General features: G+C 69.1%; 23 protein-coding genes and 1 pseudogene. 12 read left to right on the top strand and 12 right to left on the bottom strand.

The window, feature by feature from the left end; translation table 11 throughout:
- The first annotated feature begins 100 nt into the window (after window positions 1-100).
- The gene (locus tag AB0K11_RS25810; protein ID WP_364983931.1) at window positions 101-427 is read left to right on the top strand and encodes a hypothetical protein; all 327 of its coding nucleotides are present in this window, start codon (window positions 101-103) and stop codon (window positions 425-427) included.
- A gap of 13 nt (window positions 428-440) precedes the next feature.
- Here the strand turns inward: AB0K11_RS25810 and AB0K11_RS25805 are convergent, their stop codons facing one another.
- On the bottom strand, window positions 441-1,709 hold the full coding sequence (locus tag AB0K11_RS25805; protein WP_364983928.1) for a competence/damage-inducible protein A: 1,269 nt from the start codon (window positions 1,707-1,709) through the stop codon (window positions 441-443).
- Between the two features lie 62 nt (window positions 1,710-1,771).
- The gene (locus AB0K11_RS25800; RefSeq protein WP_364983925.1) at window positions 1,772-2,023 is read right to left on the bottom strand and encodes a CsbD family protein; all 252 of its coding nucleotides are present in this window, start codon (window positions 2,021-2,023) and stop codon (window positions 1,772-1,774) included.
- Window positions 2,024-2,214: 191 nt separating this feature from the next.
- On the opposite strand from AB0K11_RS25800, the gene AB0K11_RS25795 reads away from it, so the two are divergent.
- Window positions 2,215-2,874 carry an MBL fold metallo-hydrolase gene (locus AB0K11_RS25795; protein ID WP_364983923.1) on the top strand — a complete coding sequence of 220 codons (660 nt, stop codon included), beginning with the start codon at window positions 2,215-2,217 and terminating at the stop codon, window positions 2,872-2,874.
- Here AB0K11_RS25795 and AB0K11_RS25790 read toward each other — a convergent pair.
- The 3 genes and pseudogenes from AB0K11_RS25790 to AB0K11_RS25780 all read right to left on the bottom strand — a co-directional run bounded on the left by AB0K11_RS25790 (window position 2,852) and on the right by AB0K11_RS25780 (window position 4,725).
- Window positions 2,852-3,076 carry a hypothetical protein gene (locus tag AB0K11_RS25790; protein WP_364983920.1) on the bottom strand — a complete coding sequence of 75 codons (225 nt, stop codon included), beginning with the start codon at window positions 3,074-3,076 and terminating at the stop codon, window positions 2,852-2,854. The genes AB0K11_RS25795 and AB0K11_RS25790 overlap by 23 nt on opposite strands.
- Window positions 3,077-3,164: 88 nt before the next feature.
- Window positions 3,165-3,916: pseudogene (locus AB0K11_RS25785) on the bottom strand (2OG-Fe dioxygenase family protein).
- A 71-nt stretch (window positions 3,917-3,987) separates the two neighbouring features.
- Window positions 3,988-4,725: a glucose 1-dehydrogenase gene (locus AB0K11_RS25780; RefSeq protein WP_364983917.1), complete on the bottom strand. Its 738-nt coding sequence runs from the start codon at window positions 4,723-4,725 to the stop codon at window positions 3,988-3,990.
- Window positions 4,726-4,800: 75 nt separating this feature from the next.
- Between AB0K11_RS25780 and AB0K11_RS25775 the strand changes: the two genes are divergently transcribed.
- A complete protein-coding gene (locus AB0K11_RS25775; protein WP_364983914.1) occupies window positions 4,801-5,877 on the top strand; it encodes a diacylglycerol kinase in 1,077 nt (358 codons plus the stop codon).
- Between the two features lie 11 nt (window positions 5,878-5,888).
- On the opposite strand, the gene AB0K11_RS25770 is transcribed toward AB0K11_RS25775, so the two are convergent.
- The 4 genes from AB0K11_RS25770 to AB0K11_RS25755 all read right to left on the bottom strand — a co-directional run bounded on the left by AB0K11_RS25770 (window position 5,889) and on the right by AB0K11_RS25755 (window position 8,260).
- Window positions 5,889-6,350 (bottom strand): ATP-binding protein, encoded by a 462-nt coding sequence (locus AB0K11_RS25770; protein ID WP_364983911.1) that lies wholly within the window; start codon window positions 6,348-6,350, stop codon window positions 5,889-5,891.
- A gap of 54 nt (window positions 6,351-6,404) precedes the next feature.
- Complete coding sequence (locus tag AB0K11_RS25765) at window positions 6,405-6,797, bottom strand: STAS domain-containing protein (protein WP_364983908.1); 393 nt, start codon at window positions 6,795-6,797, stop codon at window positions 6,405-6,407.
- A 274-nt stretch (window positions 6,798-7,071) separates the two neighbouring features.
- Complete coding sequence (locus AB0K11_RS25760; protein WP_364983906.1) at window positions 7,072-7,416, bottom strand: aminopeptidase; 345 nt, start codon at window positions 7,414-7,416, stop codon at window positions 7,072-7,074.
- Window positions 7,417-7,510: 94 nt separating this feature from the next.
- Entirely contained in the window at window positions 7,511-8,260 is a 750-nt protein-coding gene (locus AB0K11_RS25755; RefSeq protein WP_364984197.1) for an HAD-IB family hydrolase, read from the bottom strand.
- Window positions 8,261-8,434: 174 nt separating this feature from the next.
- Between AB0K11_RS25755 and AB0K11_RS25750 the strand changes: the two genes are divergently transcribed.
- The 4 genes from AB0K11_RS25750 to AB0K11_RS25735 all read left to right on the top strand — a co-directional run bounded on the left by AB0K11_RS25750 (window position 8,435) and on the right by AB0K11_RS25735 (window position 13,005).
- Complete coding sequence (locus AB0K11_RS25750) at window positions 8,435-9,568, top strand: nitronate monooxygenase family protein (RefSeq protein WP_364983903.1); 1,134 nt, start codon at window positions 8,435-8,437, stop codon at window positions 9,566-9,568.
- 64 nt (window positions 9,569-9,632) lie between these two features.
- On the top strand, window positions 9,633-10,076 hold the full coding sequence (locus AB0K11_RS25745) for a hypothetical protein (protein WP_364983900.1): 444 nt from the start codon (window positions 9,633-9,635) through the stop codon (window positions 10,074-10,076).
- Between the two features lie 102 nt (window positions 10,077-10,178).
- Entirely contained in the window at window positions 10,179-10,769 is a 591-nt protein-coding gene (locus AB0K11_RS25740) for a TetR/AcrR family transcriptional regulator (protein WP_364983897.1), read from the top strand.
- Complete coding sequence (locus tag AB0K11_RS25735) at window positions 10,756-13,005, top strand: molybdopterin-dependent oxidoreductase (protein ID WP_364983894.1); 2,250 nt, start codon at window positions 10,756-10,758, stop codon at window positions 13,003-13,005. The genes AB0K11_RS25740 and AB0K11_RS25735 overlap by 14 nt, the downstream gene beginning before the upstream one ends.
- Here AB0K11_RS25735 and AB0K11_RS25730 read toward each other — a convergent pair.
- Window positions 13,002-13,466, bottom strand: a complete 465-nt coding sequence (locus tag AB0K11_RS25730; protein WP_364983891.1) for a hypothetical protein — start codon at window positions 13,464-13,466, stop codon at window positions 13,002-13,004. The genes AB0K11_RS25735 and AB0K11_RS25730 overlap by 4 nt on opposite strands.
- Window positions 13,467-13,694: 228 nt before the next feature.
- Here AB0K11_RS25730 and AB0K11_RS25725 point away from each other — a divergent pair, with 228 nt between their 5' ends.
- A complete protein-coding gene (locus AB0K11_RS25725) occupies window positions 13,695-14,945 on the top strand; it encodes a cytochrome P450 (RefSeq protein WP_364984194.1) in 1,251 nt (416 codons plus the stop codon).
- Here the strand turns inward: AB0K11_RS25725 and AB0K11_RS25720 are convergent.
- Window positions 14,915-15,265 (bottom strand): hypothetical protein, encoded by a 351-nt coding sequence (locus AB0K11_RS25720; protein ID WP_364983888.1) that lies wholly within the window; start codon window positions 15,263-15,265, stop codon window positions 14,915-14,917. The genes AB0K11_RS25725 and AB0K11_RS25720 overlap by 31 nt on opposite strands.
- Window positions 15,266-15,375: 110 nt before the next feature.
- Between AB0K11_RS25720 and AB0K11_RS25715 the strand changes: the two genes are divergently transcribed.
- The 4 genes from AB0K11_RS25715 (at window position 15,376) to AB0K11_RS25700 (ending at window position 18,100) form a co-directional block, all read left to right on the top strand.
- On the top strand, window positions 15,376-16,152 hold the full coding sequence (locus AB0K11_RS25715; RefSeq protein ID WP_364983886.1) for a helix-turn-helix transcriptional regulator: 777 nt from the start codon (window positions 15,376-15,378) through the stop codon (window positions 16,150-16,152).
- Window positions 16,153-16,225: 73 nt separating this feature from the next.
- Entirely contained in the window at window positions 16,226-16,642 is a 417-nt protein-coding gene (locus tag AB0K11_RS25710) for a lipoprotein LpqH (protein ID WP_364983883.1), read from the top strand.
- Between the two features lie 49 nt (window positions 16,643-16,691).
- Window positions 16,692-17,414 (top strand): GntR family transcriptional regulator, encoded by a 723-nt coding sequence (locus tag AB0K11_RS25705; protein WP_364983880.1) that lies wholly within the window; start codon window positions 16,692-16,694, stop codon window positions 17,412-17,414.
- Window positions 17,411-18,100 carry a sterol desaturase family protein gene (locus AB0K11_RS25700; RefSeq protein ID WP_364983877.1) on the top strand — a complete coding sequence of 230 codons (690 nt, stop codon included), beginning with the start codon at window positions 17,411-17,413 and terminating at the stop codon, window positions 18,098-18,100. Before AB0K11_RS25705 ends, AB0K11_RS25700 begins: the two co-directional genes overlap by 4 nt.
- Here AB0K11_RS25700 and AB0K11_RS25695 read toward each other — a convergent pair.
- Entirely contained in the window at window positions 18,084-18,836 is a 753-nt protein-coding gene (locus AB0K11_RS25695) for a L,D-transpeptidase (RefSeq protein WP_364983874.1), read from the bottom strand. The genes AB0K11_RS25700 and AB0K11_RS25695 overlap by 17 nt on opposite strands.
- Between the last annotated feature and the right edge of the window lie 49 nt (window positions 18,837-18,885).

The following is an 18,885-nucleotide window of genomic DNA, read 5'->3' as shown; positions in this document are numbered from 1 at the left end:
AAAGTCGTTGAGCAGCAATGCGTCACCGGCGGTCATCGGCCGCGGTGTCACATGCCGCGCGCTGTACAGCACCCATGCGGATGGCTAAGGTCAACCGATCATGACCGGACCGGTGCGTCGCAGGTTGCGCGAGGTGCTTGGGCTGGACCGACTCACCGCGCTGGTCACCGGCCGCGCGTCGCGTCCGCACTGCGAGTTCATCGGCGTCTATTTCGATCGCAATGACACCCCGGTCTACGACGTGTGCCGGCGGCCTGCCGCGTACGTGATGACCAGGCGGTGCTGCGGCAACACCACCGTGCTGTGCGCCCGGCACGTGAAGGTGGCCAAGGAATCCGAATGGACCGAATGCCAGGCGTGTCAGCACATCGCGCTGTCTTGGGACGAGTCGACGTCCAGCCTCGAGCGGATCCGGCGGCCCCGCTGAGCAATTCGGGTGGTCAGTCGTCGCCGCGCAGGGCGCGCAGCAGCATGTGCATCGCCACCGTCGTCGAACGCTCTCGGATGTCGCTGCGATTGCCCGGCAGCCGAAGCGTCCGGGTGACCGTCGGACCGTCCGCCAGTCGCACGCAGAAACACACGGTGCCGACCGGTTTCTCCGCCGTGCCCCCGCCCGGGCCGGCGATCCCGGTGATCGCCACTGCGGTGTCGGCGGCGAAGCGGCGCAACGCACCGTCGGCCATGGCGACCGCCACCGGCTCCGACACCGCTCCGTGCGCCTCGATGAGTTGCGGATCGACGCCGAGTACCTCGATCTTGGCGGCGTTGGCGTAGGCGACGACGCCACCGGCCACGTGGGCGGACGAACCCGGCCGTTCGGTGAGCCGCGCCGCCAGCAGGCCTGCCGTGCACGACTCCGCCGTCGCGATGCGGCGGCCCGCCAGCCGGTCGGCGACCAGGTCGTCGACCAGGGCGCCGTCCTCGGAGAAGACGGCGGTCCCGTGCTGCTCACGCAGATAGTCCGCGAGTGCGGAGTACGCATCCGCGGCGTCCGGTTCGTACCGGGTGACGATCTCCAGTTCGCCCCTGCGCAGGCAGGTGGTGATCTCCAGGCGGTCGAAACCGGCGACGTCGCGCTCCGCGGACCGCAGGGTCTCGGCCAGCCCCGACTCGGGGAGTCCGAACATCCGCACGGTCTGCTGCTCGTACCGGGTCCGCCCGGCGACCGCCTGCTGGAACGCCTCGGTACCGACGGCGGTGTGCCACATCGGCTGCAGCTCGCGCGGTGGGCCGGGTAGCACCACCACCGTCGGCGCACCGGCCACCACCACCCCGGGCGCCGTGCCCACCGGATCGAGTACCTGTGCTCCCTCGGGAACCATCGCCTGCTTGCGGTTCGCGGCCATCACGGCCTCGAAGTCGACGCCATCGAAACGGGACATCAGCTTGCGCAGGATGTCGGCGATCTTCTGCTCCAGCGCCGCGTCGAGCACGAGGCTCCGGCCGCAGAACCGGGCCACGGTGGCCACCGTCAGGTCGTCGGCCGTCGGTCCGAGACCGCCGCTGGTGATGACGAGGTCGACACCCTGGCCGGCGAGGAAGCGTAGCGCCGCCTCGATGTCGTCGGGCCGGTCACCGCAGAGGGTGATGTGCGCGAGGTCGACACCCAACTCGAGGAGACGATCGGCCAGCCACGGACCGTTGCGGTCCTGCACCCGGCCGGTCAACACCTCGGTCCCGGTCACCACGATTCCCGCACGCACACCCACGGTTCACGACACTACGCAGCGGGCCAGGAGCCCCGGGTGGCCGGTGCGACGGACCGTCGGCGTCAGTCCTTGTCGGGTCGTTGCGCCGCGCGCTGGCGCTGCTCGTCGACCTTGGCGTTCGCGCGGGCCTTCTCGGCCTCGGCTTCCTTCTGTGCCGCCTCACGCTGGGCCTCGGCCTTGTCCTGCTGGGCCTGTCCTTCGCGAACCAGGTCGTCACGGCCGGCGACGGTCCCGACCGCTTCCTTCGCCTTACCCTTGACGTCCTCGACCACGCCGCGGATGCCCTCGGCGGGCCCGCTGTTGTTCTCAGCCATGCTGTCGTCCTCTCCGTCGACGGGGCCACGCAGGAATCTGCGGGCCCCGGAGTGCCGGATCTTGATTCCCTTTTCCGCGATGCGTCAAACCAGTGCTCGGCCCGGCCTGGAAGCAGCTGTGCGACAACGCATCCGAAATCGACCGCCGCGAGTCTTGACCTCAACCAATATTCAGGTTCGACACTGAACGCATGGACACCCGATTGCGGCGCATCCGCGCCGACCTCTACGAAACCCGGACCGACTCACCCTTCCCCGGACTGACCACACACGCCTATCTGTGGACCAGACCCGGGGGCAACGCCCTGTTCTACTGTCCCGCGACCGACGCGCAATTCGACGAGATGGCCGCACTCGGCGGCGTGGCCGACCAGTACCTCTCCCACCAGGACGAGGCCGGGCAGATGCTGGCCGCGCTGGCCGCCCGGTTCGGGGCGACGCTGCACGCGCCCGCGGCCGAGATCGCGCGGATCGGCCGGCATGCCCAGGTGCACGTACCGCTCGACAGCAGGCACGTCGATGCGCTTGGCGTGCAGGTCATCCCGACCCCCGGTCACTCCCCCGGCAGCACCAGCTACCTGGTGCCGGGTGCGGACGGCGAGACGTACCTGTTCACCGGCGACACCCTCTTCCCGCGCGGGGACGGCACCTGGGGCACCTTCGTCATCCCGGGTGTCGGCGACACCGACGCGCTGCAGACGAGCCTGCGGCTGCTCGAAGCGCTCTCCCCGGATCTGGTGCTCTCCAGCGCATTCGCCGGAGACAGCGGCTACGAGTCGATGACCGGACCGCGCTGGTCCCAGTGCGTGGCCGCGGCCCTCGACGAGCTCAGCGCTTCAGCCAGCCGCTGACGTCGGTCAACTGCCGGGTGTAGGTGGTCATCACGTCGTCGTGGTAGAGCGACGCGCCGCTGATCGCACTGTCGCCCCGCCAGATCACCCGGACCCGCGTCGTGCCCCGCGCGTAGATGTCGATGCGGTCGCGGTCGATGCGCTGCCAACCCTTCTCCTCGGCGAGCTGCTGCAGGCTCTGCCGCTCCTCGACTGCGGTCATGTCCCTACCTCCTGTGGCGCCTTGCGGAGTCTCCTGCGATGGCTGATCCGAAGAGACTACGGCCCCTGCCGCCTGCTGCTGCTCCCGGTCAGGCGTCCGAGCCGGCGAGCGTCACCACGAGCACGTCCCGACGCGCGGGCGCCGACGGGTCGACGGGGCGGATCGGAGTCACCTCGTGCAAGGTGCACCGGTCGTCGCCGAGCAGGAGCGTTCCCGGCTCCATGAGTTCAGTGGTCAGCAGGATCCGGCCGTCGGGATCGAAGACCGAGCTGACACCGCCGACGACGTTGCGCCGCCCGACCAGCAGTGAGGTCACGAGTGTGACGCCGTCGCGGTGACGCCCCTCCGGGGTGGGCGCGCCGTCGGAACCGGCTGCGGCGAACACCCGGAACGGGTCACCTTGACGTGCCAGCCGTCCCGGTCTTCGAGCATCGTCGCCACGTCGCCGAGCATGTCGAGCAGCCGCGCCAGGATCGGGTCGGCGGCGAAGGCCTCGGTCAGCGGCGCGAAGTGGCGGTGCGCTCCGATGGACAGCACGTTCGAATCCTCCGGCTGGAGGAACGCGTGGTGCGGCAGGCGGGTGAGTCTCCGGGCGGCCGGGCAGAACAGGTAGTGGCCGAACCTGCGTGTGCGGCGGCAGCCGTGGTCGGCGGCGTAGTGGTCGGGCACCAGCTCGTCCCAGTGGGCGCCGAACTCACGCCACGCCGACGGAGACGCGTCGAGCCGTCGCAGCACCGCCGCGGCGGGTAGCAGCGTGACCCGGTCGCGCAGCAGCGCACGGCCGGCGGTGAAGGCCGGATCGGTGCCCCGGTGCACCGCCGGATGGTTCGCGGGCCTCATACCGGAAGAGATAACCGGCACGGGTCCGTCGAATCATCCGTTCGAGGATTCTTGCACTCCCGCTGACCTGGTCAGAGCTTGTGCGGAACGTCGTTGACCAGTCCGCCGTCCATCACGAATTCGGCACCGGTGGCGTAGGCGGAGTCGTCACTGGCCAGGAACACCACGAAGGTCGCCACTTCGTCGGACTGGCCCGGCCTGCCGAGCGGGATGGTGAGCATGTTGTCGGGGAAGTGCTTGGTCATCGGTGTGCGGATGAAGCCCGGGTGGATGGAGTTCACCCGGATCTTGTGCGCGCCGAGTTCCAGGGCCGCGGACTTGGTGATGCCGCGGACCGCCCATTTGGACGCCACGTAGGGATGCACCATCACCGCGCCGCGCATTCCCTCGATCGACGACACGTTGATGATGGAACCGCCGCCTGCGGTCTTCATCGCCTCGACACTGGCCTGCATGCCCAGGAACGTGCCGGTGAGGTTGACGTCGATCACCTTCTGCCACTTGGCCATGTCGAACTTGCCGATCTGGCCCAGCGCCACGATGCCCGCATTGTTGACGAGGACGTTGAGCGAACCGAAGTCCGTGACCGCGAGATCGACCGCGGCGGCCCACTCGTCGGCGGAGGTGACGTCGAGATGGACGTAGCGGGCCGAGTCACCGATCTCGTCGGCGAGCGCCTTGCCCTCGTCGTCGAGGATGTCGCCGATCACCACTTTGGCGCCCTCGGCTACGAGCATCCGCGCATGCGCAGCGCCCATGCCACGAGCGCCGCCACTGATCAGTGCAACTTTTCCGTCTACCCGTCCCATGACGGGTCAGGCTACCCTAGGGGCTCGCTCAACTAGAACCTGTTCCAGTTTTGTCGCTCGATACGAGGAGAATCAATGGCGATTCGCGTGGCCCACGTCGGCACCGGCAACGTCGGCCGGCTGGCGCTGACCGGACTGCTGACCAACCCGGAGTACGAGCTGACGTCGGTCTGCGTGTCGACACCGGAGAAGGTCGGCCGGGACGCCGGTGAGCTTGCCGGACTTGACATCTCGACAGGGATCGCCGCCACCGGCGACCTGGGTGCGCTGCTGGAGACGAAACCGGACTGCGTCGTGTACTGCGCGATGGGCGACACCCGCGGGCCCGACGCGATCGCCGACGTCATGCGGCTGCTCGCGGCCGGAGTCGACGTCGTCGGTTCCGCTCCTGTGGTGTTGCAGTTTCCGTGGAAGCTGATGCCGAGGAAGTACATCGACATGGTCGAAGACGCCGCGCGCGAGGGCGGTTCCAGCCTCTTCATCACCGGCGTCGATCCCGGCTTCGCCAACGATCTGATCCCCTTCGCGTTCGCCGGCACCTGCCAACGCATCGAACAGGTGCGCTGCATGGAGATCGCCGACTACGCCACCTACGACGGCGCCACCGTGATGTTCGACGTGATGGGGTTCGGCAAACCCCTCGACGATCTGCCCATCCTCTTCCAGCCCGGCGTGCTCAGCATCGCGTGGGGCACCACCATCCGCCAGCTGGCCGAAGGCCTCGGCGTGGAGATCGACGACATCACCGAGAGCTACGAGCGCGAGCCCGCACCCGAGGCGTTCGACATCGCCGCGGGCCACGTTCCCGAAGGCACCGTCGCGGCGATGCGCTTCGAGATCCGCGGCATGGTCAACGGCCGTCCGGCGATCGTGGTCGAACACGTCACCCGGCTCCGTGGGGACCTCCGCCCGGACTGGGCGCAGCCGGCCCAACCCGGCGGCTCGTACCGGGTCGAGATCACCGGCGAACCGTCCTACACCGTCGACATCTGCCCCACCAGCGACCGGGGCGATCACAACCACGCCGCGATCGTGGCCGCCGCGGGCCGGATCGTGAACGCGATCCCGGCGGTGGTGGCCGCACCGCCCGGCATCCGCACCACCCTCGACCTCCCGTTCATCACCGGCAAGGGGCTGTTCGCCGCGGAATAGCGGCCGGCCCGTCAGGAGCCGGCGACTCCGTCGCGACCGTGCACCCCGGTCCACTCGAGGTGCACCCTCGTGCCCTCGGAGGTCGGCGTGATCGAGGCATTGTCGCTGAGCGCATGCATCAGCGGGATGCCGCGCCCGCGCAGCCGGTTCTGCGGCGCCGGATTCGGCGGCCGCCAGGTTCCGTGATCGGTGATGGTCACGGTGAGTTTGCGGTCACGCGCGTTGAAGTTGGCGAGGATGTCCATCGTCCCGGCGCGCTCGGCGTTGACGTAGGCGAATTCCGCCGCGTTGGCCAGTGCCTCGTTGGTCGCCAACAGCAGATCGTTGACCCGGGTCTGGTCGAGCTCGAAATACTGATCCAGCCAGCGGGCGAGTTCTTCCCGGGTGTGGGCCGCATTGTGGGCGTCGGCGGTGAGGCCGACGCGCACGAAATTCTCGGCGTTGGCGACGTCAGCCGGAACAGAATCGATCATGGCAGTTCTGCTGTACCCGTTCGGTCCTCGTCCTATGCGGTGTCCTGTGCGGCGTCAGCCACTCAGTGCGGCGACGGCCTCGTCGACGGTGCTGTAGAGCGGAATGATGTCCGCGATGCCGAGCAGTTTGAGCGGACGACTGGTCGCGGGTCCCTCGGCCACGACGCACAGCGTCACCTTCGGCGTCACCTCGTCGTGCACGGCGACGAGGATGCCCATCCCGGCCGAGGCGAGGAAGTCGACCGCGGTGAAATCCACGACCAGACCGGCGGGTTCCTGGGACACCGCCTTGCGGATGGCGTCCTCGAGTTGCGGCGCGGTCAGCATGTCGACCACGCCGGCTACCGATACGACGACCACCCGGTCCACCCAGCGTTCGCTGGTCTGGCAGTTCGTCGACTCGGTGGCGGTCGAGTGCTCGACCGCGGCTTCGCGCTGTTCCTCCACTGATCCACCTCCCGCGTGAGCCGCCTCGTTGACGACGGCGGCGCGCACGCAAACATAACGCTCGCAAGGCTGTGGCTGAACCTGGCAAGTCCTCCAGCGGCAGTTCGCCCGCCGCCGGGAGCGCCGAGGACAAGACGTCTGCCGACGCAACCGGGACCAGAGTAAACCAGATTTCGCGCGAGCCAGCCCACAAGGCCGACCCGTGCGGCCGACTGATCGGGGTGGATGAGCGGTATCGAAGCAGGTCAGCGCGCTAGCTAGACGTGCTAGGCGATCACAGGCCCGCGGGACTACCGCGCCTGCCCCGCAGCAGCACCGCGCCGACCAGCACCACCGCGCCGACCACCGCGAGCGGGATCGTCCACGACCGCCTGCTGGACACCGCGGAGTCGCACAGCGCCACGAAGTCGGTGTGCGGGACCAGTTGGTTGAGTACCGGCACTCCTCCCACGCCGCTGTTGTTGGCGGACTGGGCGGCCGACTTGTCGGACACCGCCGCGTTGCCGCAACCCACGCTCTTGCCGTCCGAGTCCGACACCGAAACCGGCACCAACAGCCCGATCACACCGGCGACCAGAAGGATCGCTCCGATGAGCATTGCCAATCGTCGTGCCGTCACGCACCGCTCCCTTGTCGAGGTTGTCGAGAACAGCGCGAGGCTACCCACCGCGACCAGCGGCCAAACCGCGGCGAACCCGTTGCCGGCGAGGCAGTCATCGAGGTCGTCGCGCGCCGCGCCGGACGCCGGCGAGCTGCAGCACCGGCCAGCCCTGCCGTCGCGCCGCGGCCGCGAGGCCGGGTCGCGGATTCACCGGCCGGGGGTGGCCGACCAGCCGCATCAAGGATTCATCCTCGTCGCCGTCGGCGTAGAACCAGCTGTCCCGCAAGCTGATACCGCCCGCGAGGCAGAACTGTTCGACGGCGGTGGCCTTCTGCGGTCCCCACACCACCGGCCGGACGATGTCACCGGTGAGTCGGCCGCGGCCGTCCACCTCGAAGTGGTTGCACACCACATGGTCGATGCCGAGGAAGCGCGCCACCGGTTCGGCGTGGATGGTCAGCGCCGAGGAACTCATCACGACCGTGTGGCCACGCTGCTGATGCGCCGAGACCACCTCGCGCATGTGCGGGTAGACCCAGGCCGCGACTCTCGCGACGAACAGTCTCTCGCCGAGGTCGTCGAGTTCGGCCAGCGACTCGCCGCGCAGATACCCCGCAGCCCTGACGACGAGCCGCTCGAACTGCATGCGTCCGAGCCGGTACCGCACCGCGGCCTCCATCACGCCGAGCACCTCGCCGACGCCGGCCTGTCTGCGCCGGATGCGGTGGCCGGCGTGCGCCGTCGCGGTGAATCCGTCGACCAGGGTGCCGTCGAGGTCGAAGAACGCCCCCACCGTGGCGCCGCCCGGCCCGCCGCCGATCTCGGCCACCGACTCGGCCGGTGACAGCGGCCGGCCCACCACGTCCCGCTTCGGTTCTTCTGAGGAGTTCACGTCCGGCCCAGTACACCACCCCATGCCGACACCGTCGGTCGCCACTCATGGCGGTCGGCTTCCCCGACGCACCTCGCACGGGGTACCGTCGACAGAACTAGAACACGTTTCAGTTCGCTGACCGGTCCACCCTAGGAGCGCCGAATGCACACCGCCCTCTGCGACGAACTCGGAATCGACCTCCCGATCTTCGCCTTCACCCACTGCCGGGACGTGGTCGTCGCGGTGAGCAAGTCCGGCGGCTTCGGCGTGCTGGGCGCCGTGGGGTTCACGCCCGAGCAGCTCGAGATCGAACTGAAGTGGATCGACGAGCACATCGGCGACCACCCCTACGGCGTCGACATCGTGATCCCCAACAAGTACGAGGGCATGGATTCCACCGATCTGTCGCCGGAGGTGCTCAAGAAGACGCTCAACGATCTCGTGCCCGACGAGCATGTGGAGTTCGCCCGCAAGATCCTGGCCGATCACGGCGTGCCGGTCGATCACAGCGACGACGATGCGATGCAACTGCTGGGCTGGACAGAGGCGACCGCGACCCCGCAGGTCGAGGTGGCGCTGCAGCACCCGAAGTGCACGCTGATCGCCAACGCGCTCGGCACTCCGCCGGCCGACATGATCAAGCACATCCACGCCGAAGGCCGCAAGGTCGCGGCGCTCTGTGGTTCCCCGTCGCAGGCGCGCAAGCACGCCGATGCCGGTGTCGACATCATCATCGCCCAGGGCGGAGAGGCCGGCGGCCACTGCGGTGAGGTCGGGTCGATCGTGCTGTGGCCGCAGGTCGTCAAGGAGGTCGCACCGGTCCCGGTGCTGGCCGCGGGCGGGATCGGCAGCGGCCAGCAGATCGCCGCAGCACTGGCGCTCGGCGCGCAGGGCGCCTGGACCGGTTCGCAGTGGGTGATGGTCGAGGAGTCCGAGCACACCCCGGTGCAGCACGCCGCCTACGCCAAGGCATCGAGCCGCGACACCGTGCGGAGCCGCTCGTTCACCGGTAAGCCGGCGCGGATGTTGAAGAACGACTGGACCGAGGCGTGGGAGAACCCCGACAACCCGAAGCCACTCGGAATGCCGTTGCAGTACATGGTGTCCGGCATGGCGGTGGCCGCGACCCACAAGTACCCGAACGAGAGCGTCGACGTCGCGTTCAACCCGATCGGTCAGGTGGTCGGCCAGTTCACCAAGGTCGAGAAGACCGCGACGGTGATCGAGCGCTGGGTGCAGGAGTACATCGAGGCCACCAGTGCGCTCAATCAGCTCAACGAGGCCGCAGGCGTCTGACTCCCCCACCGCGACACGCGTTCGCGCTGCGCGGTTGCCGGCGCCGACCGGGTTAGCCTGATGAATGGCCGAAATGTCATCGTCGGCGCGCATCCGGTGCGGAACCGTCGGCGCATTGCTCTGCCTGGCCGCCGCGGCAGGCGCGACGTGGCCGGCTGCCACGGCGATCGCTGAGCCGGAGTCTGAATTCACCACCGACGAACGGGGTTTCGTCGACACGGCAGCGCACTGCCAGGGTGCCGCGGTGGCGGTCGCATATGGCCGGACCGCGGAGTCGCTGGTGGCGATCTGCGCGGGTGCGGGCGGTCAGCTCCAGTTCCGTGGCGTGCGGCTCGAGGACGACGCGGCGCTGATGCTGGCCGCGGAACCGACGACCGGTGGCTACGTCGCGGTGAACGACGGCGTCACCTACACCGTCACCCCCACCGCGCTGACGGTCGATTCGGGCGTGGACACCGTGATCCGGCAGCCGATGGTCGACTACCGCGGCGCCGGGCAACCCGGGTAGCAGCCCCACTCCTTCCCGTTCCGTCACCCCCGGCGGCGCCGGGTCTGGCGTTGTGCACTCCCGTTATGTAGGTTCACATACATAGCGGCGGAAGGAGCCGGTGTGTCCAGTCCTCGTGAACGCATGGTGGCCTCCGCGGCCCTGCTGATCCGGGAGCGTGGCGCGCACCCGACGGCCATCGCCGACGTGCTCGCCCACAGCGGCGCACCGCGCGGCTCGGCCTACCACTACTTCCCCGGCGGGCGGAATCAACTGCTCTGCGAAGCGGTCGACTACGCCGGTCAGTTCATGGCGGACCGGATGTCGCGGGCCACCAGCGCCGTGCAGATGCTCGACGCCCTGATGTCCGGATATCGCAGACAACTCCTCGACACCGACTTCCGGGCCGGCTGTCCGGTGGTCGCCGTCTCCGTCGAGGCGGGCGACCCCGCGCAGCCGGATCCGCAACGAGCGGTGATCGACCGCGCGGCTGCGGCGTTCGCCCGGTGGACCGATCTCATCAGGACCCGGCTGGAGCTCGACGGCGTGCCCGCGGGGCAGTCGGACGAACTGGCCATGCTGATCCTCACCGCCTTCGAAGGCGCCATCGTCGTCGCCCGTGCCGGTCGCGACGTCACACCGCTGGACCTGGTGCACCGCCGGCTGCGGGCACTGCTGGAGACTGCGACAGGAGACCACCGTGACGACGACTGAATGGCAGCCGACCGCCTGCATCCTCTGTGAGTGCAACTGCGGCATCGTGGTGCACACCGAAGACCGGACGCTGGCGAAGATCCGGGGCGACAAGGACCACCCCGCATCGCAGGGCTACACCTGCAACAAGGCGCTGCGCCTCGACCACTACCAGAACAACGCCGGCAGGCTGACCTCACCGATGCGCCGGCGCGCCGACGGCAGCTACGAGGAAATCGACTGGGACACCGCCATATCGGAGATCGCGGACGGATTCCGGCGGATCCGGGACGACTACGGCGGCGACAAGATCTTCTACTACGGCGGTGGTGGGCAGGGCAACCATCTCGGCGGCGCCTACAGCGGTGCGTTCCTCAAGGCGCTGGGGTCGCGCTACCGGTCGAATGCGCTGGCGCAGGAGAAGACCGGCGAGCACTGGGTGGACGCGCAGCTGTACGGCGGCCACACCCGCGGGGAGTTCGAGCACGCCGAGGTGGCGGTGTTCGTCGGGAAGAACCCCTGGATGTCGCAGAGCTTTCCGCGGGCCCGCGTGGTGCTCAACGACATCGCCAAGGACCCCGACCGCGCCATGATCGTCATCGACCCGGTGGTCACCGACACCGCGAAGATGGCCGAGTTCCACCTACGTGTCCGGCCCGGCACCGATGCCTGGTGCCTGGCGGCGATGGCCGCCGTGCTCGTCCAGGAAGACCTCTGCGACGAGACGTTCCTGGCCGAGCGCGTCAACGGGGTTGAGCCGGTGGTCGCGGTTCTGCGTGAGGTGCCGGTGAGCGAGTACGCCGCCCGCTGCGGTGTCGCCGAGGAGCTGTTGCGCGCCGCGGTGCGCCGCATCGCCGCCGCCCGAAGCGTCTCGGTGTTCGAGGACCTCGGCATCCAGCAGGCGCCCAACAGCACGCTGTGCTCCTACCTCAACAAGATGCTGTGGATCCTCACCGGGAACTTCGGCAAGCGCGGTGGCCAGCACCTGCACTCGTCGTTCGCGCCGCTGTTCGGCGCCGGCGGTGTCGGCCGCACTCCGGTGACCGGCGCGCCGGTGATCGCCGGGCTGGTGCCGAGCAACGTCGTACCGCAGGAGATCCTCACCGACCACCCGGACCGCTTCCGCGCGATGGTGGTCGAGAGCAGCAACCCGGCTCACTCGGTGGCCGACTCCACCTCCTGCCGCGCCGCATTCGAGGCACTCGAGCTGCTCGTGGTGATCGACGTGGCGATGACCGAGACGGCCCGGCTGGCGCACTACGTGCTGCCCGCCGCCACCCAGTTCGAGAAGCCGGAGGCCACGTTCTTCAACCTCGAATTCCCGCACAACACCTTCCACCTCCGCCACCCCCTCTTCCCGCCGCTGCCGGGCACGCTGCCCGAACCGGAGATCTGGGCGCGCCTGGTCCGTGCGCTCGGGATCGTCGGCGACGACGAGCTGCGGCCGCTGCGGCGTGCGGCAGAGGAGGGTCTGGAGGCCTACACCGAGGCGTTCCTGACCGCCGTCGGCGCCAACCCCGGGCTGAGCCGGGTGCTGCCGTTCGTGCTCTACGAGACCCTCGGGCCGACGCTGCCCGAAGGACTCGCCGGGGCCGCGGCGCTGTGGGGACTCGCGCAGAAGACGGCGATGGCCTACCCCGACGCGGTCCGGCGCGCCGGCCACGCCGACGGCAATGCGCTGTTCCGTGCGATCCTGGCCGGCCGCTCGGGTGTCACCTTCACGGTGCACGAGTATCTCGACGACTTCGGTCTGATCGGTCATGCCGATCACCGGATCGCCCTGGAGATCCCGGAGCTGCTCGACGAGGTCCTGGCCCTGCGTCCCGAACGAGACCCGCTGACGTCGGTCGACTTCCCCGTCGTGCTCTCGGCCGGGGAGCGCCGCGCCTACACCGCCAACGACATCCTGCGCGACCCGGCATGGCGCAAACGCGACGCCGACGGGGCCTTGCGCATCAGCCCGCAGGACGCCGTGGCGTTCGGCCTGTCCGACGGCGGACGGGCGAGGATCACCACGGCGGCCGGCACCGCCGAGGCCGGCGTCGAGGTGACCGACATGATGCTGCCGGGCCACGTGTCGCTGCCGAACGGCTACGGCGTCGACTACCGCGACGAGGGCGGCGTCCAGATCCCCGGCGTCGCGCCCAACGCATTGACCTCCACCGACTGGCGTGATGCATTCGCGGGCACGCCATGGCACAAGCACGTTCCGGCCCGCATCGAGCCGGTCGCCGAAGCGGTCGCCGCGGTCGATTAGGCCGGCGGTGAGGGCATCGGCGGCGGCACCGGCGCAGGGGCGGGTGGCGGCACGGCCGCGACAGGGGCCTGCGGGCCTGCGGGCAGATTTGGCGGCGGTGCCGCATTGGGATCGAGTGGCCGCTGGGTCAACAGGAGCAGCGCGTCACGCCCGCTGACCTCCTGCGTCTGCATCGCGTGCCAGAGGTCCTGCAGGTAGGACAGTCCGCGACCCGGCGCCGGGCCGGTGGGGACGTCGGATGTCCCGGGCGGCAGGTTCTCAGGGCTCGGCAGGTGCGGCACGCCTACGGCGGGCGCAGGCGCCGGCGCCGCAGCCGCCACCACGGGTTGGGCCTCGACGCCCGGCGCCGGTGGACCGGGTGGCGCGGGCGGTCCCGGTTGCGCCGCTGCCGGCGCCGACATCACGATGGCCAACGCCGCACCCGCGGCGACGAGCACTGCCCCACGCTCGAAGAGACCCATACCGACCGCCCTTTCCCTGCGTCCCGGTGTCATCTCATTGTCATCCCTGACCTTGATTTTGTTACCAAAGTGGCCGATGTTCTCCGGCGGACTGCGGCACCGACCGTCCACGGTGCGTCCCGGCCGGGATTCCCGGAACCAGGGGTGACCGTCGCATCCGTGGTGTAGCAATGGATTACCGGCCTGTAGACGATGTCGTTTCCGAGGGAGCCGCCCGTGACCATCAGCGTGCCCGTCCCCGGTCTGCCTTCCGGGTTCGACTTCACCGATCCCGACCTCAACCGCGATCGACTGCCGGTGCAGGAGCTGGCCGCGCTGCGGCGCACCGCGCCGATCTGGTGGAACGCGCAGCCCGACGGGATCGGCGGATTCGACGACGGCGGCTACTGGGTGGTGACCAAACACCACGACGTCAAGGAGATCTCCAAGCGCAGCGACGTGTTCTCCAGTCTCGAGAAGACCGCCCTGCCGCGCTATCCCGAGGGGTCGACGGGTGAGCAGCTCGAGACCGGGAAGTTCGTGCTGCTGAACATGGACGCCCCGCACCACACCCATCTGCGCAAGATCATCTCGCGCGGCTTCACCCCGCGGGCGGTCGAACGGCTCCGTGAGGACCTCGCCCACCGCGCCCAGAACATCGCCAAGAACGCGACCGCCGAAGGCACGGGCGACTTCGTCGAGCAGGTGTCGTGCGAGCTGCCGCTGCAGGCGATCGCGGGACTCCTCGGTGTACCGCTCGAGGACCGCAAGAAGCTGTTCGACTGGTCCAACCAGATGGTCAGCGACGACGACCCGGAGTTCGCCCACCACGACAATCGCAACGCCGCGGTCGAACTCATCATGTATGCGATGCAACTGGCCGCGTTGCGCGCCGAGCAACCCGGCGAGGACATCGTCACCAAGCTCATCGAGGCCGACGTCGACGGACACAAGCTCACCGACGACGAGTTCGGGTTCTTCGTGGTGCTGTTGGCGGTCGCAGGCAACGAGACGACCCGGAACTCCATCACCCACGGCATGATCGCGTTCACCGAGTTCCCGGAACAGTGGGAGGCCTACAAGAAGGAGCGGCCGGCCACCGCGGTGGACGAGATCGTCCGGTGGGCGACGCCCGTGACGTCGTTCCAGCGCACCGCACTGGTCGACTACGACCTGTCCGGGGTGCGGATCCAGAAGGGCCAGCGCGTCGTGATGTCCTACCGGTCGGCGAACTTCGACGAGGAGGTGTTCGACGACCCGTTCTCCTTCGACATCTTCCGTGATCCCAACCCGCACGTCGGATTCGGCGGCACGGGCGCGCACTACTGCATCGGGGCCAACCTGGCCCGGATGACGATCGACCTGATGTTCAACGCGATCGCCGACCACCTGCCGGACCTCAAACCGGTCTCACCGCCGGAACGGCTGCGCTCCGGCTGGCTCAACGGCATCAAGCACTGGCAGGTCGACTACACCGGGGGCGGCCCGGGCGCGCGCTGACGGGACGCCGTTGCGGCCGGATAGTCGATGATCGACCGCCAGTAGTCCTCCGGGATCTCGGTGTTCGATCGGAGCACCATCGCCAGGCCGGTGGCCATCGCCAGGCCGAGCACTCCGAGCCACAGTCCGGCGAGGCCGATGACCACCCACAGCGCCGTCGTGACCGCGGGCCACGGGGACACCAGCGTGAGTGCGGGCGCGAAGAAGAAGCCGGCGCCGATGTACCACGCGGAACCCGCGCGGTCGGACGCCAGCACGAAGCGCAGCCACCGCGGGATGGCACGGTCGGCACCGGTGGTGTGCGGCATCAGATCTGGCATCGGTGCTCCTGCGCTCGACGGGACACCGTCAACGGTGCCGCGTCCGGGTAAGCGGGGCAATTACCTCAGAGGTAGTCGCGGTTGGCGGCCTGCGCGGTGACACTGTGGTGATGACGAGCGCGCACACCTCGACACCGCCGTTCGGAACGCTGCTGCGGAGCTGGCGGGAGAGGCGCCGGCTCAGCCAGCTCGATCTCGCGAATGAGGCCGACGTGTCGGCACGGCACGTCAGCTTCATCGAGACGGGCCGTTCGGTGCCCAGCCGGGCGATGGTGCTGAAACTGGCCGACGCCATGGACGTCCCGCGTCGCGAGCAGAACCAGATGCTGACCGCGGCCGGCCTGGCGCCGGTGTACACCGAGCGGGCGCTCGAGGACCCCGACATGTCGGCGGTCCGCGCGGGCATCACCCGGGTGCTGGACGCCTATGACCCCTTTCCGTGCGTGGTGGTCGACCGCCGGTGGAACATCGTGGCGGCCAATGCGGGCGCCGGTGTGCTGCTCGACGGGGTCGCGGCACATCTACTCGCCGAGCCCAACGCCCTGCGCATCGCCCTGCACCCGGACGGACTGGCGCCCAGGATCCGCAATCTGGGTCAGTGGCGGCACCACCTGGTGACCCGGTTGCGCCGCGAGGTGGCCGCAGGCGGCTCCGCCGCGTTGACCGAGCTGCTCACCGAAATCGGGTCCTACGGCGCGGATTCGACGCAGGCACCCGACCTCGGCGGTGTCGCGGTGCCGCTGGAGCTGACCACGCCGCAGGGGGTGCCGCTGACCTTTCTGAGCATGGTGACCACCTTCGGCACCGCTCTGGACCTCACCGCCGCCGAACTGAGCATCGAGGCGTTTCTGCCGGCAGACGAGCAGACCGCCGCCGCTTTGCGCTGACCGACGGGGTTTGTCCGGCGACTGTGCCGGGAAAGCGCCCGTGCGGACGGGACGACGTGGATAAGGTGGCGACGTGGACAGCCGGATCATCGCAGTTGCTGGAGCAGTACTGGTCGCCGGACTCGGCGCGTGCTCGACCCCGCCGGCGGCGGTGGGCACGCATACCGCGCGGGTGAGCATCAACGGCAAGAACATCAGTCCCCCGCCGGCAATCCGATGCATCCAGCAGGGCTGGAACTGGCTCGTCGAGACGCCGGACAAAGAATCGGGTTTCCGTGCCGCGATCTCGACCGGCGACAAGATCACCGCGCAGTCGGTCGAGATCCGGGGACTCGACGGTTTCACCGGCGCGTTCTGGGAAGGCACGAACGGCGACGGCAAGGCGACCGTCGACAACGGCCGCATCACGATTTCCGGCACGGCGCAGGGCGAGTTCGAGGGCAATTCCGACGAGGCGACCGCCACGTTCGACATCGAGACGAAGTGCTGACTGGTCTGACCACTTGACCTCTGGTCAATAGCCATGCCAGGCTGGCAGCATGCCGCTGCAGCCTGTCCACCGCCGATCCGTCCCTGAGGACGTCTTCGACCAGATCATGTCCGGCGTCCTCACCGGCGAGATGGCGCCCGGAGACGCCCTGCCGAGCGAGCGGCGGCTCGCCGAGGTGCTCGGCGTGTCCCGGCCGGCGATCCGTGAAGCGCTCAAACGCCTCGCCGCGACCGGCCTCGTCGAAGTGCGGCAGGGCGACACCACCACCGTGCGCGACTACCGAAGACACGCCGGGCTGGACCTGCTCCCCCGGTTGTTGCTGCACCGAGGTGATGTCGACGTCTCCGTGGTGCGCAGCATCGTCGAGACCCGCCTGCACAACGGCCCGAAGGTGGCCGAACTGGCGGCACAGCGGCGCCCCGACGACCTCCCGGAACGACTCGACCAGGCGGTCCACACGCTGGACGTCGAGGAGGACCCGATCGACCGGCAGCGCCACGCACTGAGTTTCTGGGATCTGGTGGTCGACGGCGCGGACTCCATCGTGTTCCGGCTGATGTACAACACGCTGCGCGCCACCTACGAACCGGCACTGCCCGCGCTCGCCACCCTGATGGCCGACGAGGTCGGGCGTCCCGACGCCTATCGCGCCGTCGCCGACGCCGTCCGCCTGCGTGACCCGGCCGCCGCCGCGGAGGCGGCGCACCGGCTGCTCGAGCCGGCATCCACCGCCCTGCTGACCGCTCTCGACGCCCTGGAGGAGACACGATGAGCACCACCACCGGCCGCCGCCCGCGCAACGGGTTCACCCTCTCCGACGCCGCGCGGGAGTTCACCAGACATCCCTCGCCGTGGATGATCTCGGCGCTGCTGCTGTGCGCGGCCGTCGCCCGCGTCTCGACCGGCGACTGGCGGATCACCGACGCGGTCGTGCCCGTCGTGATGGTCGCGCTCTTCCCGTTCCTGGAGTGGGTGATCCACGTCTGCGTCCTGCACTGGCGGCCCAGGCGCGTGGGCCGGCTCGTCGTCGACCCCCTGCTGGCGCGCAAACACCGTGAGCACCATGTCGATCCGCGCGACATCCCTGCCGTCTTCATCCCGTGGCGCGCACTGCTGTGGGTGCTGCCCGCCGCCATCGCCGTCGCGCTGCTGGCGTTCCCGCGGCTCGGGATGGGGCTGACGTTCCTGGCCTGCCTCGCGGTGCTGGGCATCGGTTACGAGTGGTGCCACTACCTGATCCACAGCGATTACAAGCCCAGAACGGCCGTCTACCGGGCGATCTGGCGCAACCACCGCCAGCACCACTTCAAGAACGAGCACTACTGGTTCACGGTCACCAGCACCGGCACCGCTGATCGCCTGCTCGGGACGTATCCCGATCCGGCAGGCGTGCAGACGTCACCGACAGCCAAGAACCTGCACGCGCAGCGTGACGAAAGCGTCAGGCCTGCACGATGATCGGGTCGCCGATGCGGACCATGTCGAAATACCACGCGGCGTTGTCCGGGCTGAGGTTGATGCAGCCGTGGCTCACGTTGCTGTAGCCCTGCGATCCGACCGACCACGGAGCGGAGTGCACATACACGCCGCCCCAGGTGACCCGGACGCCGTACTCCCCCTTGATCAGGTAACCCTCTTCATCGTCGAGAGGAATGCCGATCGTGCGTGAGTCGAATGTGACGTTGCGCTGTTTCTCCAGGGCCGTGAACGAACCGACGGGCGTGGAGAATCCCGACTTGCCCATCGAGGCCGGCATCTCCCGCAGCACCTCGTCGTCCATACTCACGGTGAACGTGTGCGCATTGATGTCGGCGACACCCACCACCGCGGCCGCCGTCTCGAAGCTCATCGGCGCACCGCCCACGGAGAGCGAGATGGTGGAGTGCGCCGGCCAGAAGCCCTCCGGCTCCCAGGACACCACACTGTTGCTCCGCCAGACGAAATCACCTGAGGGAGTGCGCGGCGAGTCGAACACGATGGAGCGCTCCGCCGCCCGGCGGTCGGTGACCGGGGCATTGAAGGACACGACGACCGGATGCGCCACGCCGACCACGGCGCCGGGCGCGGGTTCGACCTTGGCGACCCGCAAGGTGGTGTCGACCGCCGCTGAACCGACGGAGACCGATCCGGCCAACGTGGTGATGGCAATGCCGGCAACCACGGCGAATCGTCGGACCGCTCTACGCACCGTCATGCGCCCAGTGTAGTTCGTCACGGGCGGCCCGGCCGAGAAGCGCTGGCCC

Origin of the sequence: Mycobacterium sp. NPDC050551, assembly GCF_040674075.1 — a bacterium.
Classification (GTDB): Bacteria; Actinomycetota; Actinomycetes; order Mycobacteriales; family Mycobacteriaceae; genus Mycobacterium.
Note: the sequence above shows the minus strand (reverse complement) of the source record. Positions and strands in the feature narration are given on the sequence as shown.